Source organism: Priestia sp. FSL H7-0729 (genome assembly GCF_038005685.1).
Taxonomy (GTDB): Bacteria; Bacillota; Bacilli; order Paenibacillales; family Paenibacillaceae; genus Paenibacillus.
In genome coordinates this window covers 1-17,501 of record NZ_JBBOTQ010000020.1, presented here as the reverse complement: position 1 = coordinate 17,501, position 17,501 = coordinate 1, and the positions used below count along the sequence as shown (strand labels likewise).

Below are 17,501 nucleotides of genomic sequence, written 5' to 3'. Positions count from 1 at the left end.
GATTTCTCTTACCGCCTTTGCGCGGCTTTCGGCTTGCTTGCTTCGTGTGTTTCTAATATACCCCGTGGCTTCTGCTTTGAAGCCAGCGAGGTAACCTGAAAGGAGTGAATCTTTGAGATGATTACGAAACCAGATAAAAATAAGGCTCGTCTGAAAAGACACCTTCGTGTTCGTAAGAAAATCCAAGGAACGGCAGCACGTCCTCGTTTGAACGTATTCCGTTCTGGTAAACATATGTATGCTCAAATCATCGATGATGTTGCTGGTGTAACAATCGCTTCCGCGTCTACCGTAGACAAAGAATTGAGCACTGACATCAAAAATGGTGCATCTGTTGAATCAGCTCGTAAAGTTGGCGAACTCGTTGCTAAACGTGCGAAAGACAAAGGTGTTTCCAACATCGTATTTGACCGTAGCGGATATCTGTACCATGGTCGTATCGCAGCTTTGGCTGAAGCGGCTCGTGAAGCAGGACTTGAGTTTTAAGATATTTTTCAAAAGGAGGTTAACGACTTGCGTGTAGATCCGAATACTTTGGAACTGACTGAAAGAGTTGTAAATATTAATCGCGTAGCTAAAGTAGTAAAAGGCGGACGCCGTTTCAGCTTTAGCGCACTGGTTGTAGTCGGCGACGGCAACGGCTGGGTTGGAGCTGGTATCGGTAAAGCGGGCGAAGTACCTGATGCAATTCGCAAAGGTATTGAAGACGCTAAGAAAAACCTTGTACACGTTCCACTCGTAGGAACATCGATTCCTCACTTGGTAACAGGTAAGTTCGGCGCAGGACGCGTGCTGTTGAAACCAGCATCTGAAGGTACTGGTGTTATCGCTGGTGGTCCTGTACGTGCGGTTCTCGAACTTGCTGGTGTAGGTGACATTTTGACAAAATCTCTGGGTTCTTCGAATTCCATGAACATGGTCAATGCGACTTTGGAAGGTTTGTCCCGTTTGAAGCGTGCTGAAGACGTGGCTAAACTGCGCGGAAAATCCGTCGAAGAGCTTCTGGGTTAAGGAGGGAATTCTCATGGCTAAATTAGAAATTACCCTCGTCCGCAGTTTGATCGGACGTCCGGAGACGCAAAGAACAACTGTGAAAACATTGGGTTTGCGCAAAATCAATAGCAAAGTGGTTCAAAACGATAATCCTGCCATCCGTGGTATGATTAACAAAGTAAGCCACTTGGTTGCTGTTAAAGAAGTAGAAGCTTAAAAACGGGTTAATCCCACAAATCTTTAAGGAGGTGCAACGAACGATGAAGTTACATGAGCTTTCACCATCTCCTGGATCCCGCAAAGAACGTAAACGTGTTGGTCGCGGTCCAAGTAGTGGTACAGGTAAAACATCAGGTCGCGGTCACAAAGGACAAAATTCTCGTTCTGGCGGTGGAGTTCGTCCAGGCTTCGAAGGTGGACAAAATCCATTGTATCGTCGCTTGCCAAAACGTGGTTTTGTAAACCCAACTCGCAAAGAATATGCAGTTGTGAATACTGAAGACCTGAACAGTTTTGCAGCGGGTACTGAAGTAACTCCAGAATTCTTGATGACGACTGGCGTAGTTAAAAACGCTAAATCCGGAATCAAAATCCTGGGTAACGGTGATGTCACTGTGAAGCTGACTGTTAAAGCTAACAAGTTTTCTCAATCTGCTATTGAGAAAATTGAAGCTGCTGGCGGTACAACTGAGGTGATTTAATGTTCAAGACCCTAAAGAATATCTGGCGGGTTGAAGATCTGCGCAAAAGGGTATTATTTACCCTTTTTGTACTGATCATTTACCGCATCGGCTCCTTTGTCCCCGTGCCGGGAGTTAACAAAGATGTGTTCGAAGCGACAAATTCTGCGGGTAAAGAAGTTTTTGGACTTCTCAATACGTTCTCGGGTGGAGCGCTCTTCCAGTTCTCGATATTTGCGCTCGGGATCGTGCCTTACATCACTGCGTCTATCATAGTACAGTTGCTTTCCATGGACGTTATTCCTAAATTAGCGGAGTGGGCAAAGCAAGGTGAACAAGGTAAGAAGAAATCTGCACAGTTAACCCGTTATTTAACCATCGGGCTGGCATTGATTCAAGCGTTTGGTACGTCGATCGGATTCAACCGCTTGTATAATACAGAGATGGTGCCTAACGCTACATTTGCAGATTATATCTTGATTGCGATTGTACTTACGGCCGGTACTTCATTCCTGATGTGGCTTGGTGAGCAAATCACCGAGAAGGGCATAGGAAACGGGATTTCGATCTTGATCTTTGCGGGTATCCTATCTACGGTGCCTAATATTATCAAACAAACGATCGAATCTGACTTCATCCAACCTGACCAACTGTTTATGAATATTCTTAAAGGTGTAATCATCGCAATTGTAATTGTGTTGATCATCATAGGGGTCATTTACATTCAGCAGGCGATTCGGAAAATTCCTGTGCAGTACGCTAAACGTGTCGTAGGTAACAAAATGTACGGTGGACAGAATACACATATCCCGCTGAAAATTAATGCAGCAGGTGTTATCCCTGTCATCTTTGCTTCATCGCTGTTGATGTTCCCAACGATCATCGCCAACTTCTGGGCAGATCGCCTCTGGGCACAGTGGATCGGACAAAACCTGACTACACACAAACCTCTGGGTATGTTACTGTATGTCGTGATGATCTTCGGTTTCACATTCTTCTATACTTTCGTACAGATGAATCCACAGCAGATGGCTGACAATATGAAAAAGAACGGCGGTTACATCCCAGGCATTCGCCCGGGTAAAGCAACCGAGAAATATCTGACCCGTGTCATGACTCGTTTGACAATGGCCGGAGCCATCTTCTTGGCAGTCATTTCCGTTCTGCCTGTATTCTTAGGGGCACTTTCTGGTTTGCCTCAATCTGCGCAAATTGGAGGAACATCCCTCCTGATCGTTATCGGTGTTGCGCTGGATACGATGAAGCAAATCGAAAGCCAATTGATCAAACGCCACTACAAAGGTTTTATCAATAAATAGGCAATAGGTACCGGTCGAGTGAAGATTTACTTGCCGGCACCTATTGTGCTGTTTGTTGATGTAGGGTAGTCTTGGAGGGAGTGACATAACGTGAACATCCTATTCATGGGCCCTCCGGGGGCAGGAAAAGGAACGCAAGCAGACGTCATCGTGAAAGAGTTCGGTATTCCCCATATTTCAACAGGCGATGCATTTCGTCTCGCGATCAAACAGGGAACTCCCATTGGCCTGAAAGCCAAGGAATATATGGATCAAGGATTGCTTGTACCAGATGATGTTACCATTGGCATCGTTGAAGAACGTTTGCAGCAGCCGGATTGCAGAGAAGGTTTCCTCTTGGATGGATTTCCAAGAACCCTTTCACAAGCAGAAGCGCTCGATGGCATTCTGGATCGATTGAACTCAGGTCTCGATCATGTAATCAACCTGAAAGTGGATCGCAACAAATTGCTCGCTCGTTTGACGGGTCGTCGAATTTGTAAAAACTGTGGTTCCACTTATCATGTGGTATTCAATCCGCCTAAGCAGGAAGGTATTTGTGATAAATGCGCCGGTGAGTTGTATCAACGCTCTGATGATAATGAAGAGAGTGTAGGTACGCGACTGGACGAGTATATCAACAAAACAGCACCACTCCTCACGTTCTATGAGACTAAAGGTCTTCTTCGTCAAATGAACGGAGAACAGGATATCGATCAAGTTTCTCAAGAAATCGTGTCCTTACTGAGAGGTTAATTGATGATCATTGGTAAGTCCGAAACGGAACTGGGCTTGATGAGGGAAGCAGGGAGAATTGTTGCGGAAACGCATCGTCTCTTGGCAGAGCATATCGCTCCCGGTATTACGACTGGAGAACTTGACCATATGGCTGATCAATATATCCGCAGTCAAGGGGCTGTGCCGTCTTTCAAAGGTTATAACGGTTTCCCTGCCAGTGTGTGCGCTTCAGTAAATGAAGAATTGGTACATGGATTTCCCGGCAAACGCAAGTTGAACGAGGGCGATATCGTTACGTTTGACATTGGCGCGCAGTACCAGGGGTATCATGGAGATTCCGCCTGGACTTATCCAGTCGGCCGTATTTCCGAAGAAGCCCGTCGTCTTCTGGACGTTACCGAGGCTTCGTTATACGCAGGTCTGGCGCTGGTAAAACCGGACGTTCGCTTGTTTACAATATCTCATGCGATTCAGAAATATATTGAAGATGAAGGGTTCTCCGTAGTTCGTGAATATGTCGGTCACGGCATAGGCGCAGATCTGCACGAAGAACCACAGATTCCGAACTATGGTCTTCCCGATCGGGGACCACGGCTTAAAGCGGGCATGGTGCTGGCCATAGAGCCGATGGTTAACGTAGGTAGACGGTATGTGAAAACGTTGGAAGATAACTGGACTGTCGTCACGGTTGATGGAAAGTTATGTGCCCACTTTGAACACACCGTAGCAGTTACACCTGATGGTATGGAAATTTTCACGAAACTGAATGCGTAGGTGATAAGGCATGAACAATCAGTCTAATCCGCAGCTCGGTCAACTTGTGAAGATCCGTAAAGGCCGCAATGCGGACCAAGCCGCAGTAATTGTTGCTATAGCGGACAGTAAGTTCGTATATATTGCGGATGGAGACAAACGTAAGTTTGATCAACCCAAGAAGAAGAATCTTCTTCATCTTGAACTCCAGCCCATGATTAGCAGCGAGGTTGTAAACAGTTTAAACGAGAGTGGTCGGGTGACAAATGGAAAGCTCCGTTACGCGGTTCATTCATTTCTGGAATCCACCAACATTCAAACTGAAGAGAAAGGAGACTGACTAATGGCCAAGGAAGATGTCATTGAAGTGGAAGGTACGGTTCTTGAACCGCTGCCGAATGCAACATTCAAGGTTGAGCTTGAGAACGGTCATCAAATTCTCGCTCACGTTTCCGGAAAACTACGGATGCACTTTATCCGTATCCTGACTGGAGACAAAGTAGTTGTTCAGTTGTCGCCTTATGATTTAACAAAAGGTCGTATAACTTACCGTAAATAGTAGTAGACAGTTGCAATGAACTGTGAAGCTTATGAGCGGGTTTTGCCCGGCAAAACTTGCGAAAGCTTCGAAGCCGGTTTTACAATCGTAGAACAAGGTCAATGCTTACGAAGAGGGTTTTGCTAAGCAAAACTTTGAGGAGGTAATTCACATGAAGGTAAGACCTTCGGTCAAGCCGATTTGCGAAAAATGCAAAGTCATTCGCCGCAAAGGGAATGTTATGGTTATCTGTGAAAATCCGAAACACAAACAAAAACAAGGTTAAAGAAGGGGGTGTAGCGTAAAATGGCACGTATAGCTGGTGTGGATTTGCCACGTGATAAGCGCGTTGAGATCGCCTTGACTTATATTTTCGGAATCGGTAAAACGACTTCCCAGAAAATTCTGAGCACAACAGGCATCAATCCGGACACTCGTGTTCGTGATTTGACGGAAGATGAAGTCAGCAAATTGCGTGAAAGTATCGATAAAGAGGTCAAAGTAGAAGGTGACCTGCGTCGAGAAATCTCTTTGAATATTAAACGTTTGACGGAGATCGGTTGTTACCGTGGAGTTCGTCATCGTCGTGGTCTGCCTGTTCGTGGACAACGTACGAAAACGAATGCTCGTACTCGTAAAGGTCCTCGTCGTACAGTAGCGAACAAGAAGAAATAATAAGGGGGGATAAGAGAAAATGGCTAAACCGAAAAAAGTCGTACGTACTAAACGTCGTGACCGTAAGAATATTGAATCTGGCGTGGCGCATATCCGTTCCACTTTCAATAACACTATCGTTACTATTACGGATCCTCACGGAAATGCAATTTCGTGGGCAAGCTCAGGCGGCCTCGGATTCAGAGGTTCCCGTAAATCGACTCCGTTTGCTGCACAAATGGCTGCTGAGACTGCTGCCAAAGCTGCAATGGAACATGGGATGAAAGCCGTTGAGGTTATGGTTAAAGGACCAGGCGCAGGCCGTGAAGCAGCGATCCGCTCTTTGCAAGCTGCTGGTCTTGAAGTTAACCTGATCAAAGACGTAACTCCAGTCCCGCATAACGGATGCCGTCCTCCAAAACGTCGTCGTGTCTAATGAGATTTGCCCCTGCGTGTGGTATATTTCCGGCACAATCTGCTAATAATGGTTGTTTAGGCATACTACTACATGTTTTCGCAAGAGAAGGTAAATGTTTCATAGAGGACCGACGTTTTGAAGGAGGGGTATTGCAGTGATTGAAATCGAAAAGCCGAAAATTGAGACGGTAGACGTCAACGATGATGGCACCTATGGGAAATTCGTAGTAGAACCGCTTGAGCGCGGATACGGTACGACGCTTGGAAACTCGCTTCGCCGAATCTTGCTCTCGTCACTGCCGGGTGCGGCAGTGTCTTCGGTTCAAATCGATGGCGTTCTGCATGAATTTGCTACAGTTCCTGGCGTAATGGAAGATGTTACGGAGGTTATTCTTAACCTGAAAGCTTTGTCGCTTAAGATTCATTCGGATGAGGAGAAAGTGCTCGAGATTGATGCTGAAGGCGAAGGAGCAATTACGGCTGGAGATATCCGTGCTGACTCCGATGTGGAAATCCTTAACCCGGATCTTCACATTGCTACGCTCGGACCAGGTTCGAGACTTCACATGCGTATTTTTGCCAATCGCGGTCGCGGCTACGTCCAGGCAGATCGGAATAAACGCGATGACCAGCCGATCGGCGTCATCCCAGTCGATTCCATCTTCACCCCGATCAGTCGCGTTAACTACGCTGTGGAAAATACGCGTGTCGGTCAAGTGACCAACTATGACAAGCTCACGTTGGAAGTTTGGACTGATGGAAGTATTCGTCCTGAAGAGGCTGTAAGCCTCGGCGCTAAAATTTTGACTGAGCATCTGATGCTCTTCGTGGGTCTTACAGACGAAGCGAAAGATGCAGAGATCATGGTCGAAAAAGAAGAAGACAAAAAAGAAAAAGTACTCGAAATGACGATCGAAGAGCTGGATCTCTCTGTTCGTTCCTACAACTGCCTCAAACGTGCCGGTATTAATACCGTGCAAGAGCTGACTACGAAAACGGAAGAAGACATGATGAAAGTCCGTAACCTCGGACGCAAGTCTTTGGAAGAAGTTCAAGAGAAGCTTGAGGAACTTGGTTTGGGACTCCGTACAGAAGAATAGACAGCCGAGTGCTTGAAGTGAAGGAGGGAAAACAATGGCATACCAAAAGTTGGGCCGTAATTCCAGCGCACGTAAAGCTTTGTTCCGTGACCTGGTAACCGACCTGTTCTTATACGAACGCATTCAGACAACTGAAGCGAAAGCAAAAGAGGTTCGCTCTATTGCTGAAAAACTGATCACTAAAGCGAAAAAGGGAGATCTTCATGCCCGTCGCCAAGTGGCAGCTTATGTTCGCCGCGAAACTATCGATGGTGAGCAAGATGCAATCCAAAAACTGTTTAGCGAATTGTCCGGTCGTTACGCTGAGCGTCCAGGTGGATACACTCGTATCTTGAAACTGGGACCTCGTCGTGGTGACGCAGCTCCAATGGTTTACTTGGAACTGGTAGACCGCGCGTAAAACAGATGAGATGAGGAAAGGGGACAGAATCAGCGATTCTGGATTAACCCTTTTTTTCTCTTCATTTCGGAATTCGTGCTGTAATAGAAGCTCCGTAAGGGGCTTCTTTTGCTGTTCGGGATAGGGATATGTATAGTATGGAACAAAGGTGTGGTAATAATGCGGAACTTATGTATGACGTTAACTTATGATGGCACTGCCTATTACGGCTTCCAAGTACAACCTGGTGGGAATACCATTCAGGACCATCTTGAAGATGCAATTCGTGCTTTGACCGGTGAGTCTGTTAAGATTACAGGTTCAGGCCGAACAGATGCAGGCGTTCACGCTCGCAGACAGATCTTCAATTTTCCTACGGAGTCCCAGATCCCGATTGAACGTTGGTGTATTGCACTCAACTCGAGATTACCCTCTGATATTATCGTTATTGATGCGATTGAAGTTTCGGCTGATTTTCATTCTCGCTATGCAGCGAAAAAGAAAACGTATCGTTATACAGTCAATGCGAATCAATTTCCGGATGTATTCAACAGAAGGCTGCAGTATCATCATCATGCGAAGCTTGATATTATGGCAATGCAGGAGGGCTTACGACATTTCATAGGGACGTATGATTTTACTTCTTTTGCTTCACGCAAGTCTCAGAAAGAAAATCATGTCCGTTCGGTATACGAAGCATGGGTTGAAGTGGACCGATCAATGTGCAGGGACCATCCGCGTGATCAGGGTGTCATTCACATTTATGTGAGTGGTAACGGCTTTTTGCAGCATATGGTTCGTATTATTGTAGGAACACTGCTGGAGATCGGAGAGGGCAAACGGAAAGCCTCTGATGTACCGAATATGATTGCTGCATGTAATCGATCTGCTGCAGGACCTACTGCAGTTAGCTGTGGTTTAATGCTCTGGGATCTTGAATACAAAAAAGATTAAATATGGTGAGTGAAGCTTAATTAACACTTGCGATTTAATCGCCTATCATGTAATATAAAAGTTGTGTTTTCTTAATGGCTTTCCCACAGCCCCAATTAAGAGGTTCACATCAAATTTACAATCCATCAACACCTAAAGTTATAACTTAACGAACGAAGATAAATGAAAATGATGATTTTGAACATTTTAAGGAGGAACTTTTCATGCGTACTACGTACATGGCGAAGCCTAACGAAGTTGAGCGCCAATGGCACATCATTGATGCTGAAGGCAAAACCCTCGGACGTTTGGCGAGCGAAGCAGCTGCTTTGATTCGCGGCAAACACAAGCCACAATTCACTCCACATGTGGACACTGGCGATTTCGTTGTTATCATCAATGCTGAGAAAATCGTATTGACTGGTAAGAAAATGCAAGGTAAAAAATACTACCGTCACTCCATGCACCCAGGTGGTTTGAAAGTAACTACAGCTGAAGAGATGGTTAAAAACAAACCTGAGCGTATGTTGGAATTGGCTGTTCGCGGTATGCTTCCAAAAACTCGCATGGGCGAGAAAATGAAGTTGAGACTTAAAGCGTACAGAGGCACTGAGCATCCACATGCAGCACAAAAACCAGAAGTTTACGAACTTCGCGGTTAATTAAAAGGAGGACAGTTTCATGGCACAAGTACAATACTATGGGACAGGTCGTCGTAAACATTCGGTAGCACGTGTTCGCCTTGTACCGGGTGAAGGACGCATTGTCATCAATAAACGTGATATTAATGAATACTTCGGTTTGGAAACACTCAAACTGATCGTAAAACAACCACTGAACTTGACAGAAACGCTGAACAACTATGACGTTCTTGTTATTGCTCATGGTGGCGGAATCTCCGGTCAAGCCGGCGCAATCCGTCATGGTATCTCCCGCGCTCTGCTTAAAGCAGATCCGGAATACCGTGCATCCCTGAAAAAAGCAGGATTCCTGACTCGTGACCCACGTATGAAAGAGCGTAAGAAATACGGTCTTAAAGCGGCTCGTCGCGCACCTCAGTTCTCCAAACGTTAATATTAAAAGCCTTTGGCCTCGGTCAAAGGCTTTTTTATATATACATGACTATTCAGTCTGAGACTTTAGATCTGTGTGCAAGAGCTTCCATATTCCTCATGTCTCTTCTCATGCTTGTACATTACCCCTTCAGTGCACCTATATTTTCTTATGATGTAATTCAGTACAGTGCTATATTATAAGCGTTAATGCATCTCATTTAACCTCTCTATTCGTTTAGATCATTGATTTGCCCTTATCCATCGCTCACCATGCGTTCCATAATACTTCCCTACAAAATCATCTATTATAGCTCAAGCTGGATTTTTAAATGCACTCGACTTATTGTATTAGCAATTTTTTCTTAGCTGCCAACCTTATCAGTATTTCTTATGGAATTGATAAAAGTATCTTACATATCTTTGGCTGATTGTCGCAACCCTACTCTCATAAAACTTCTTCAGTTCTTCCTTCACTTTCAATCGATCAGTGATTTGTTGATGCAGTTATTATCGCCATGAACTGTCCAAACCCAGCAACAGCCATGGTTTTCAAGGCTAAGAGATGTATTTTTAATTGCCTAATGATCTGGATCAACATCATTGTTTTTATCTCATTTAGAGAGAGAGGGATAAATTAGACCAAAATATTGTGTGCGAGCAATGATCAACAATAAGTAAAAACGGATTTATTTTACCATATGTCAGGCATTGACAGCCGCAATGAAAGATTTATACTTAACATAATTCATATTAGATTAGTCGGCTTTGAGTTTCATTGAAATGCAGAATGGGGGAAAATCACAGATGAACTTGTTGGAGAAAGAAGAATTGGCACGGACGAAGGCAGAGGAACTGGAACATGCCAGTCCAGAGAATATTATTCGGTATGCAATTGAAACATTTCCTAATATTACTTTTGCTTGTAGCTTTGGAGCAGAAGATGTTGTACTTGTAGATATGTTGCAGAAGATCAGCCCATCGACAGATATTTTTTATCTGGATACTGATTTTCACTTCAAAGAAACATACGAAACACGTGACAAGATGCAGGAGAACTACAATCTCGAATTTGTGCGCGTTTCACCTAAGATTACTCCGGAAGAGCAGGCAGCTCAACACGGTGAAGAGTTGTGGAAGTCTGATCCCAATGGGTGCTGTAACATTCGTAAAGTTGAACCGTTAACACGTATTCTTTCTCAATATGATGCATGGATTACAGGTATTCGTAGAGATCAAGCACCAACTCGTGCTAACTCCAAGAAGGTTGAATATGATTCTAAATTTGGCCTGATGAAATTTAATCCAATTGCACACTGGACGACGGAGGATGTATGGCAATATATCCGCGACAATAACGTTGTATATAACCCTCTTCATGACCAGAACTACCCGAGTATTGGTTGTGAGCATTGTACACGTCAGGTTATGCCTGGTGAAGACCCTCGTGCTGGACGCTGGTCTGGTAATGATAAAACGGAATGTGGACTTCATAAATAATAGATATACAAGGAGCTGTCAAGATGACATCGATTCTGCCTCATGGAGGTACGCTGGTTCAACGTACCGTACAAGGAGGGAGCAATTGTTGTAAGACATTAAGAACTTATCCTTTTTCGTATTAAGAACTGGACGATATCCGATTTGGATCTGATTGGTGTTGAGGTTTTGGTGCGTTCTTTGGCGTGTTCCCTGCTGCTATGCGGTATGCAGGCCCACGAGAAGCTATTTTCCATGCGATGGTTCGCATATGGCGCTTTCCGGCACCAAAGTACACGGGTTGCTCCGTGACGGACAGTGCCTTCCACCTGAATTTACACGTCCTGAGGTAGCTGAGGTACTGATTGAAGGAATGGCAGAGCAAGTCCGGTCCTAACGGTTATATTTGTCCATCTTGTCCCATATAGATGATTAGAGTCATTTATAGGGACGAGGTGGTTTTTTTATGCGTAAAAATATGGGGAAGCACTTTGTAGTCTGGATTAGGTTAAAAACAATCAAAAGGGTCATGCTGAGCCTCTGTCTGTTGGCCATGTTAGTGGCGGTAATGTCCTATGAACTGCCTTCCGCAAAGACATCAGGTTATTGGAGTTTGCCGATGGCGGGTAAAGTCATTGCCATTGATGCAGGACACGGAGGTCCAGATGGAGGTGCCGTAAGTAAGCAGGGAGTTATTGAAAAAGATATCAACCTGTCTATCGCCTTGTATGTGAGAGATTATTTGCAACAGGCAGGGGCCCTAGTGGTTATGACACGAGAGATAGACACCGATTTGGCAGAATCGGACACCAAGGGATATTCCAAACGCAAGACGGAAGATCTGAAACAAAGAGTACGTCGCATAGAGGATAAACAAGCAGATCTCTTTATCAGCATTCACATGAACAGTGTTCCATCCAACCGATGGAGTGGAGCGCAGGTTTTCTATACACCTAACCATCCGGATAACGAAGGTTTGGCTAATCTGCTTCAACAAGAGATGGTTCGTAATCTGGAGAATACAGATCGAATCGCCAAAACGGTGAATACGGTTTATCTGTTACAGGCTCTGAAGATCCCCTCAGCGCTGGTAGAAGTGGGTTTCCTTTCTCATCCGGAAGAGGCACGTATGCTTGCTGACGAAGCGTATCAACGTAAGGTAGCTGCTTCGATCTATAATGGGATTCTCAGATATTCCTCAGGAGAACGGCCTAAAAGTTAGTCAGAATAAGAAAGGTAATGATATAATTGGATCAGCATACCTAATTACATGCCAATAGATAAAGCTGAGGTGCTGTCTGATGTTATCAAGAGAACAGGTACTTGAACTATTACGGCCATTACAAGAACCACAATTGGGAGTAGGTCTGACCGAACTTGAATGGGTTCGAGATATTATGGTGAAAGAAAATCATGTGGCTCTGACCATAGTGACACTGGAAAACCGATCTGAGAATACAACAGCCTTGAGTGATGCAGCGCGTAATCTGTTGTCCCAGCACGGACTTAAGGATGTACATATTCGTGTGCGTGCAGCTTCTGAGCATGATCGTGAGAGCCTGAATATGGGACAACCCGATGAAGAGCCGGATCGGGACGAAGTGCTCGTAAAAGGACACGCAGCGGGCCTGGATGGACATAAGCTGTTAAGTCCCGAATCAGGTGTTCGTTTTATTGCAGTGGCCAGCGGTAAAGGTGGCGTTGGTAAATCAACGGTAACCGTTAATCTCGCTGCAGCCTTGGCACGTCAAGGCAAAAAAGTGGGCTTAATTGATGCGGATATCTATGGCTTCAGCGTACCTGATATGATGGGGATTGAAGAATATCCGGTTGTTGAAGATGGTGTTATCCAACCGGTTGAACGTTTCGGAGTCAAAGTCATGTCGATGGGCTTCTTCATTCGGGAAAACAATCCAGTGATCTGGCGAGGACCCATGCTCGGTCGGATGCTGCGTCAATTCTTTACGGATGTCCAGTGGGGCGAGTTGGATTATGTGTTATTGGATTTGCCACCAGGTACGGGAGATGTCGCTTTGGATGTGCATCAGATGTTGCCACAGAGCAAGGAAATTATCGTTACTACGCCGCATGCAACAGCAGCTTTTGTTGCAGCACGTGCGGGTGCAATGGCTATTCAGACTGATCATGAGTTACTTGGTGTGGTTGAGAACATGGCTTATTATGAGTGTGGCAGTTGCGGTGAGAAGGATTATGTCTTTGGTCGTGGAGGCGGGGGAAGACTTGCGGAAAGTCTGCATACAAGCTTGCTTGCCCAGATTCCATTAGGCACGCCGGATAATCATCCTTCCGAGCCAGATTTCTCACCTTCTGTCTACAAAGCAGATTCACGTATCGGGGCTATCTATGATGAAGTGGCCCGGTCCATTGAATCCAAATTCTAATGTTATAAGTGTTATCTACAAGTAAAGCCTGCGTCCACTTGGATGCAGGCTTTTCAGTATGTGTGGTGCCTATTAACACCTTCTTTAAGATCCGCCGTCGCCCGAATCTCCACTGCTTCCACCATCTCCGCCATCACTACCACCTTGGCCGTCTTGCTGTCCGCCTTGCTCTTGCTCTTGTTTACCCCCACTTTCTACTTTGGGTTGCAACTCGTCCTGAACTACCTTCTTGAGCAAAGTGAGTACTTCCATGCGGAACAATGGGTTTTGCATCACTTCCTGCATGACAGTCATCGTCTGTTTACGATAATCCGGAGTCTTCGTCATATCCATGAACATCTTGGATACTTCAGGTGACTTCATGATGGCTTCAACAGACTTTTGATAGGTGGGATCTTTAATCAGTTGCATATGAAGTTGTTTACTTTGTGCGTTAATCACTTTGGCAAATTCACCTGCAAACTGCGGATCGGTCATGATTTTTTCGAATTCCTTCTTATATTCAGGAGCTGTAATGGTATCTTTTACTGCAATACGTATTTGTTCCGAAGATTGCACAGGCATTAACATTTTCATACCAATGGATCCCGAAGCACCACCCGAACCGCCACCTTCTTCTGAACCGCTGCTTCCGCTGGATGAGCTTTGACCTGTAAGAGCTTCTTCCACTGCTTTCTTGCCTTCATCACTTTTCAAAATATCTACAACCATTGTTTTCATCTCTTTATAACTGCCCTGAGGAGGCGAAGAACTCTGATCTGAACCGCAGCCGGCAAGCATGACGGATAGCCCCAGTACGACACAGCATAGCTGCCACAAAGGCCGTTTCATGTTTACAATCCCTCCTTGATTAGATACTGGATGTAGTATGTGATGGGAAAGGGCGAAATATGTTGAGCAATGATGGTTTTTTGCTGAGAAGGTTGGTAAAATAAACACTCGGGGGTGGAAAACATTTGAATTTACGTAAATGGTTTTTCCTGTTTTGGACAGCCTTGCTTATTGGGGCCGCGGGAGCATTAGGTACAGGATTGATTATGATGCTGGTGAACGGGGAGAAAACAAATGGATTGAATGATTTTCTTCTTTATCTTTTGATCCTATTTGGATCAGGGGTTATGATCAGCGTGTATTCACAAATGGGTTTCTTTGCATATCTGATATTGAATTACATGGGTAAAGGTGTATTCCCAAAGCGCGGTTGGCAGATCGTGCAAGTTGTATTAACGGTGTTAGCCCTGTTTGACGTGATGTTTTTACGTCTGTTTGTTGGGGGAGACCGGGAGCGTATATCGGATATAGTGTTAGGTATCATTATTTTGGCAGCTGCAATTGTTACCGCTTACGTTAAAGTAAAGCTGACGCATATCTCCGCGCTTGTACCTACACTCTTTTTCATGATTGCCGTCACCATTGTGGAGACGATCGGTGTATTACGTATTGATGTAAATGCTGCAACCATATTTATTGTGGTTCCCTTGCTCTTATGTAATGCATACCAAATGCTGATATTGCATAGGCTGGTGGATGTATCGACAAAGCGTAGCGTAAGTGGAGAGGCCGAACAGTTGCAAGAAAGTCGAGCATAACTTTCGTTTAGTATAAAACATACCAAAAAGAGCTAACCTGGTTAGCTCTTTTCAACTTTTACACTCTGTACATTCGTACTGGAGCTGTAGCCATGAGCAATTTTCCAATTACTGACCGATGGCTTGATCACGAACTTCCTTACCCTCGACACTGGAATGGTTAAGCAATTCAGATACGGTTACGAATTCATAGCCCTGATTTTTTAATTTGTCGATAATGACTGGAAGTGCCTCATGAGTTTGTTTAGAAGAATCGCTTGCATGCAGCAGTACGATGTCTCCTGGATGTGCTTTGCTTACTACGCGATCAACAATGGTCTGTACACCGGGGTTTTTCCAATCCAAAGAGTCGGTATCCCACTGAACAACCTGATAATTCAGACTATTGGCTACCTGAAGCACACGCTTGTCAAAGTCCCCGTTGGGCAGACGCAGTAATTTCGGTTCTTTTCCCGTTAAATCGGTTAAAATGCTATGAGCTGTCGAAATTTCTTTGCGAATTTCTTCCTCGGTCAGGCTGCTGTAGTTCTCATGTCTGTGACCATGGCTGCCAATTTCATATCCTGCCTCTTTGATGGCAGTAACAATTTCGGGGTGTGTCTTGCTCCAAGGGGAGGAAAGGAAAAAGGTTGCCTTCTGCACCTTATTCTCTTGAAGAACTTTCAGAATCGGCTCTGTTCGTTTATCTCCCCAGCTAATGTCAAAGGTAAGTGCAATTACCTTCTTCTCTGTTGGAACGCTGTAGACGGCTGATGGTGCTTCCTCCGAGAATACGGAGACATTGCCTCTCTCCAGATAAATAATACCGATCGCAAAGATGGCAGCAACGAGGACAATCAGGTACCGTTTAATCTTTTTGCCGCTAAATACATAGAACGAGTTCATTTCAATAAGCGCCCCTCTCCCATAAGAAATGCTTGTTTACTCTCCAATGTATGCTCGTACTCCCCAGTTATTCTTAACGGCACCTTGTTTGTCCATCATTTTAGATTCTACAGGAGGTTATTATGTTAAAATTCAGTACATTTCTTAAAGATCTTGGTTCCATTCGCAATGCATTAATATGGGCTGTGGTATTGTTTGCCGTTGGAATAGGGGCAGGATGGGTAAGTACAGGGCCACTGGAAGAGTTGTTGTTGAATCAAATTGGAGGATTACGTGAAGTCAGTGAACGGCTGGAGCAGGGGGGCAATGTGCAATGGAATTTCTTCCTGTTTATCTTTTTCAATAATGCGATCAAAAGTGTGCTTGTCATCTATGCCGGTATATTCTTCGGTATTCTGCCAGTCATCTTCCTGCTGATCAATGGGATGGTTCTTGGGTTTGTAGTGCACACCACCATGAATTATGGAGCGAGCTTCTATGATATTGTGGTTAAAGGCTTGCTTCCGCATGGCATTATTGAGATTCCCGTCATTATTATTGCTTGCGCATTTGGATTGAAGTTTGGTGGTCTGGTAATTAAAAGTCTTGTACAACTTGGAAGTGACAAACGAAATACGTTGGGTATCCGGTGGAGAGCATTCATGAACAGGACGTTAACAGCTTCCTTCTGGGTTGTTATCTTGCTTCTTGTTGCAGCAATCATTGAAAGCACACTTACGTATACTCTGGTGAGAGGATAAAATTTTGTGATTGTTGGCATTCATAAATATTCAGAAAGTTGACCATAACAATAAAACAGGTTCCAGTAGCACCCACAAAAAGCGATTGCACGGGGACTGTATGAAACTTGTGTAAGTGTGTGATAAAGAGGCTATGCACAAAAAGGAGAACTCTAATGCTGGGTATGTTGTTTAACGAGAAGGAATGCAAAGAACTAGACTATGTGCTGCGTAAAGAACTAGATGAGATGCTTTTCGATCTAAGTGATAATCGTCTTGACCAAGAGATCAAATATGCTATCGCGAGCCGATATAAGACTGTGTTCCGTATGTATGCACGCTTTGCCCCGCCAAAAGAGTTGTCCAAGTATGCAAGAGGTGGGAAGCTGAAAAAGTCGAAGCCTTAATGCTGAAGCTGGTCATATATTCGATTCACAGTTGTTGAAGTGAGGTGCGGCTCTTAATAGCGGGGGCTGTACCTCTGAATCATGAAAGTGTGAAAATGTTGATGGGGGTCATACTTTTTGTCGAAAAAGGGTTGACCTTTCTAAATTCATATGGTAAATTAATTTTCGTTCCTTTTTTATGAGCGGTTCGCTAAAACAAGCATGAAAATGAATCGATTGAAAATAATCGAAATAAAATGCTTGCAAAGAGAACTTCAACATGATATATTATAAAAGTCGCCGCTGAAACGACGACAACATGAAAAACAGCACTAAATTGAATGTTTGATCTTTGAAAACTGAACAACGAGTGAGTAAACATTCTGCTTGCAGAATGAACGCGAAAGTTTGAAACAAGCCTTGGCTTGGATCGGCTGGAGCACAAAAGAGATTTTAATCTCGTCAGATTCAAAATGAGCTTATCGCTCTTTTCAATACTTTATTGG

General features: G+C 44.5%; 25 protein-coding genes and 1 pseudogene. 24 read left to right on the top strand and 2 right to left on the bottom strand.

The genetic code is table 11. From position 1 onward, the window contains the following. The first annotated feature begins 117 nt into the window (after positions 1-117). The 21 genes and pseudogenes from rplR to salA all read left to right on the top strand — a co-directional run bounded on the left by rplR (position 118) and on the right by salA (position 13,416). Entirely contained in the window at positions 118-486 is a 369-nt protein-coding gene (gene rplR / locus MHH93_RS26280; RefSeq protein WP_017692090.1) for a 50S ribosomal protein L18, read from the top strand. Positions 487-513: 27 nt separating this feature from the next. Further along, positions 514-1,011, top strand: coding sequence for a 30S ribosomal protein S5 (rpsE, locus tag MHH93_RS26275; RefSeq protein WP_017692091.1), 498 nt, complete (start codon positions 514-516; stop codon positions 1,009-1,011). A gap of 13 nt (positions 1,012-1,024) precedes the next feature. Next, a complete protein-coding gene (rpmD, locus tag MHH93_RS26270; RefSeq protein WP_017692092.1) occupies positions 1,025-1,210 on the top strand; it encodes a 50S ribosomal protein L30 in 186 nt (61 codons plus the stop codon). Between the two features lie 43 nt (positions 1,211-1,253). Beyond that, the gene (rplO, locus tag MHH93_RS26265; RefSeq protein ID WP_500056441.1) at positions 1,254-1,694 is read left to right on the top strand and encodes a 50S ribosomal protein L15; all 441 of its coding nucleotides are present in this window, start codon (positions 1,254-1,256) and stop codon (positions 1,692-1,694) included. Beyond that, a complete protein-coding gene (gene secY, locus MHH93_RS26260) occupies positions 1,694-2,992 on the top strand; it encodes a preprotein translocase subunit SecY (protein ID WP_047841120.1) in 1,299 nt (432 codons plus the stop codon). The genes rplO and secY overlap by 1 nt, the downstream gene beginning before the upstream one ends. A gap of 90 nt (positions 2,993-3,082) precedes the next feature. Next, positions 3,083-3,727, top strand: coding sequence for an adenylate kinase (locus MHH93_RS26255; protein WP_253441165.1), 645 nt, complete (start codon positions 3,083-3,085; stop codon positions 3,725-3,727). Positions 3,728-3,730: 3 nt separating this feature from the next. Continuing rightward, positions 3,731-4,483: a type I methionyl aminopeptidase gene (gene map / locus MHH93_RS26250; protein ID WP_036607191.1), complete on the top strand. Its 753-nt coding sequence runs from the start codon at positions 3,731-3,733 to the stop codon at positions 4,481-4,483. 10 nt (positions 4,484-4,493) lie between these two features. After that, positions 4,494-4,802: a hypothetical protein gene (locus MHH93_RS26245; protein WP_500056440.1), complete on the top strand. Its 309-nt coding sequence runs from the start codon at positions 4,494-4,496 to the stop codon at positions 4,800-4,802. Positions 4,803-4,805: 3 nt separating this feature from the next. Further along, entirely contained in the window at positions 4,806-5,021 is a 216-nt protein-coding gene (infA, locus tag MHH93_RS26240) for a translation initiation factor IF-1 (RefSeq protein WP_017692098.1), read from the top strand. Positions 5,022-5,172: 151 nt separating this feature from the next. After that, positions 5,173-5,286 carry a 50S ribosomal protein L36 gene (rpmJ, locus tag MHH93_RS26235; protein WP_003333770.1) on the top strand — a complete coding sequence of 38 codons (114 nt, stop codon included), beginning with the start codon at positions 5,173-5,175 and terminating at the stop codon, positions 5,284-5,286. Positions 5,287-5,306: 20 nt separating this feature from the next. After that, entirely contained in the window at positions 5,307-5,675 is a 369-nt protein-coding gene (gene rpsM / locus MHH93_RS26230) for a 30S ribosomal protein S13 (protein ID WP_062329455.1), read from the top strand. A 19-nt stretch (positions 5,676-5,694) separates the two neighbouring features. Beyond that, positions 5,695-6,090 (top strand): 30S ribosomal protein S11, encoded by a 396-nt coding sequence (gene rpsK / locus MHH93_RS26225; protein WP_017692100.1) that lies wholly within the window; start codon positions 5,695-5,697, stop codon positions 6,088-6,090. Positions 6,091-6,226: 136 nt separating this feature from the next. Next, on the top strand, positions 6,227-7,171 hold the full coding sequence (locus MHH93_RS26220) for a DNA-directed RNA polymerase subunit alpha (protein WP_017692101.1): 945 nt from the start codon (positions 6,227-6,229) through the stop codon (positions 7,169-7,171). Between the two features lie 34 nt (positions 7,172-7,205). Then, positions 7,206-7,571, top strand: coding sequence for a 50S ribosomal protein L17 (gene rplQ / locus MHH93_RS26215; protein WP_017692102.1), 366 nt, complete (start codon positions 7,206-7,208; stop codon positions 7,569-7,571). 159 nt (positions 7,572-7,730) lie between these two features. Further along, positions 7,731-8,504, top strand: coding sequence for a tRNA pseudouridine(38-40) synthase TruA (gene truA, locus MHH93_RS26210; RefSeq protein WP_500056439.1), 774 nt, complete (start codon positions 7,731-7,733; stop codon positions 8,502-8,504). A gap of 203 nt (positions 8,505-8,707) precedes the next feature. Then, positions 8,708-9,145 (top strand): 50S ribosomal protein L13, encoded by a 438-nt coding sequence (rplM, locus tag MHH93_RS26205; RefSeq protein ID WP_024633564.1) that lies wholly within the window; start codon positions 8,708-8,710, stop codon positions 9,143-9,145. Positions 9,146-9,164: 19 nt separating this feature from the next. Then, positions 9,165-9,557: a 30S ribosomal protein S9 gene (gene rpsI / locus MHH93_RS26200; protein ID WP_017692105.1), complete on the top strand. Its 393-nt coding sequence runs from the start codon at positions 9,165-9,167 to the stop codon at positions 9,555-9,557. Between the two features lie 785 nt (positions 9,558-10,342). Then, the gene (locus MHH93_RS26195; RefSeq protein WP_500056438.1) at positions 10,343-11,035 is read left to right on the top strand and encodes a phosphoadenylyl-sulfate reductase; all 693 of its coding nucleotides are present in this window, start codon (positions 10,343-10,345) and stop codon (positions 11,033-11,035) included. 176 nt (positions 11,036-11,211) lie between these two features. Then, positions 11,212-11,411, top strand: a pseudogene (locus MHH93_RS26190) (hypothetical protein); the annotation flags it as partial. Positions 11,412-11,480: 69 nt separating this feature from the next. Then, on the top strand, positions 11,481-12,236 hold the full coding sequence (cwlD, locus tag MHH93_RS26185; protein ID WP_278298126.1) for an N-acetylmuramoyl-L-alanine amidase CwlD: 756 nt from the start codon (positions 11,481-11,483) through the stop codon (positions 12,234-12,236). Between the two features lie 79 nt (positions 12,237-12,315). Continuing rightward, entirely contained in the window at positions 12,316-13,416 is a 1,101-nt protein-coding gene (gene salA / locus MHH93_RS26180; RefSeq protein ID WP_500056437.1) for an iron-sulfur carrier protein/transcriptional regulator SalA, read from the top strand. Between the two features lie 84 nt (positions 13,417-13,500). Here salA and gerD read toward each other — a convergent pair whose 3' ends face one another. Continuing rightward, the gene (gene gerD, locus MHH93_RS26175; RefSeq protein WP_500056436.1) at positions 13,501-14,247 is read right to left on the bottom strand and encodes a spore germination lipoprotein GerD; all 747 of its coding nucleotides are present in this window, start codon (positions 14,245-14,247) and stop codon (positions 13,501-13,503) included. 125 nt (positions 14,248-14,372) lie between these two features. Here gerD and MHH93_RS26170 point away from each other — a divergent pair, with 125 nt between their 5' ends. Continuing rightward, positions 14,373-15,005 (top strand): KinB-signaling pathway activation protein, encoded by a 633-nt coding sequence (locus MHH93_RS26170; protein ID WP_500056434.1) that lies wholly within the window; start codon positions 14,373-14,375, stop codon positions 15,003-15,005. Between the two features lie 108 nt (positions 15,006-15,113). On the opposite strand, the gene pdaB is transcribed toward MHH93_RS26170, so the two are convergent. Next, positions 15,114-15,890 (bottom strand): polysaccharide deacetylase family sporulation protein PdaB, encoded by a 777-nt coding sequence (pdaB, locus tag MHH93_RS26165; protein WP_500056432.1) that lies wholly within the window; start codon positions 15,888-15,890, stop codon positions 15,114-15,116. A gap of 122 nt (positions 15,891-16,012) precedes the next feature. Here pdaB and MHH93_RS26160 point away from each other — a divergent pair, with 122 nt between their 5' ends. Both MHH93_RS26160 and MHH93_RS26155 read left to right on the top strand, forming a co-directional pair. Beyond that, entirely contained in the window at positions 16,013-16,630 is a 618-nt protein-coding gene (locus MHH93_RS26160) for a stage II sporulation protein M (protein WP_500056431.1), read from the top strand. 155 nt (positions 16,631-16,785) lie between these two features. After that, entirely contained in the window at positions 16,786-17,016 is a 231-nt protein-coding gene (locus MHH93_RS26155) for a hypothetical protein (protein WP_017692114.1), read from the top strand. Positions 17,017-17,501 lie beyond the last annotated feature (485 nt).

What these genes read in the sequence shown, in the direction of transcription:
- rplR (WP_017692090.1), top strand. Translation starts at nt 118, where the DNA reads ATGATTACGAAACCAGATAAAAATAAGGCTCGTCTGAAAAGACACCTT.
- rpmD (WP_017692092.1), top strand. Translation starts at nt 1,025, where the DNA reads ATGGCTAAATTAGAAATTACCCTCGTCCGCAGTTTGATCGGACGTCCG.
- rplO (WP_500056441.1), top strand. Translation starts at nt 1,254, where the DNA reads ATGAAGTTACATGAGCTTTCACCATCTCCTGGATCCCGCAAAGAACGT.
- secY (WP_047841120.1), top strand. Translation starts at nt 1,694, where the DNA reads ATGTTCAAGACCCTAAAGAATATCTGGCGGGTTGAAGATCTGCGCAAA.
- map (WP_036607191.1), top strand. Translation starts at nt 3,731, where the DNA reads ATGATCATTGGTAAGTCCGAAACGGAACTGGGCTTGATGAGGGAAGCA.
- MHH93_RS26245 (WP_500056440.1), top strand. Translation starts at nt 4,494, where the DNA reads ATGAACAATCAGTCTAATCCGCAGCTCGGTCAACTTGTGAAGATCCGT.
- infA (WP_017692098.1), top strand. Translation starts at nt 4,806, where the DNA reads ATGGCCAAGGAAGATGTCATTGAAGTGGAAGGTACGGTTCTTGAACCG.
- rpmJ (WP_003333770.1), top strand. Translation starts at nt 5,173, where the DNA reads ATGAAGGTAAGACCTTCGGTCAAGCCGATTTGCGAAAAATGCAAAGTC.
- rpsM (WP_062329455.1), top strand. Translation starts at nt 5,307, where the DNA reads ATGGCACGTATAGCTGGTGTGGATTTGCCACGTGATAAGCGCGTTGAG.
- rpsK (WP_017692100.1), top strand. Translation starts at nt 5,695, where the DNA reads ATGGCTAAACCGAAAAAAGTCGTACGTACTAAACGTCGTGACCGTAAG.
- rplQ (WP_017692102.1), top strand. Translation starts at nt 7,206, where the DNA reads ATGGCATACCAAAAGTTGGGCCGTAATTCCAGCGCACGTAAAGCTTTG.
- truA (WP_500056439.1), top strand. Translation starts at nt 7,731, where the DNA reads ATGCGGAACTTATGTATGACGTTAACTTATGATGGCACTGCCTATTAC.
- rplM (WP_024633564.1), top strand. Translation starts at nt 8,708, where the DNA reads ATGCGTACTACGTACATGGCGAAGCCTAACGAAGTTGAGCGCCAATGG.
- rpsI (WP_017692105.1), top strand. Translation starts at nt 9,165, where the DNA reads ATGGCACAAGTACAATACTATGGGACAGGTCGTCGTAAACATTCGGTA.
- MHH93_RS26195 (WP_500056438.1), top strand. Translation starts at nt 10,343, where the DNA reads ATGAACTTGTTGGAGAAAGAAGAATTGGCACGGACGAAGGCAGAGGAA.
- cwlD (WP_278298126.1), top strand. Translation starts at nt 11,481, where the DNA reads ATGCGTAAAAATATGGGGAAGCACTTTGTAGTCTGGATTAGGTTAAAA.
- salA (WP_500056437.1), top strand. Translation starts at nt 12,316, where the DNA reads ATGTTATCAAGAGAACAGGTACTTGAACTATTACGGCCATTACAAGAA.
- gerD (WP_500056436.1), bottom strand. Translation starts at nt 14,247, where the DNA reads ATGAAACGGCCTTTGTGGCAGCTATGCTGTGTCGTACTGGGGCTATCC.
- pdaB (WP_500056432.1), bottom strand. Translation starts at nt 15,890, where the DNA reads ATGAACTCGTTCTATGTATTTAGCGGCAAAAAGATTAAACGGTACCTG.
- MHH93_RS26160 (WP_500056431.1), top strand. Translation starts at nt 16,013, where the DNA reads ATGTTAAAATTCAGTACATTTCTTAAAGATCTTGGTTCCATTCGCAAT.
- MHH93_RS26155 (WP_017692114.1), top strand. Translation starts at nt 16,786, where the DNA reads ATGCTGGGTATGTTGTTTAACGAGAAGGAATGCAAAGAACTAGACTAT.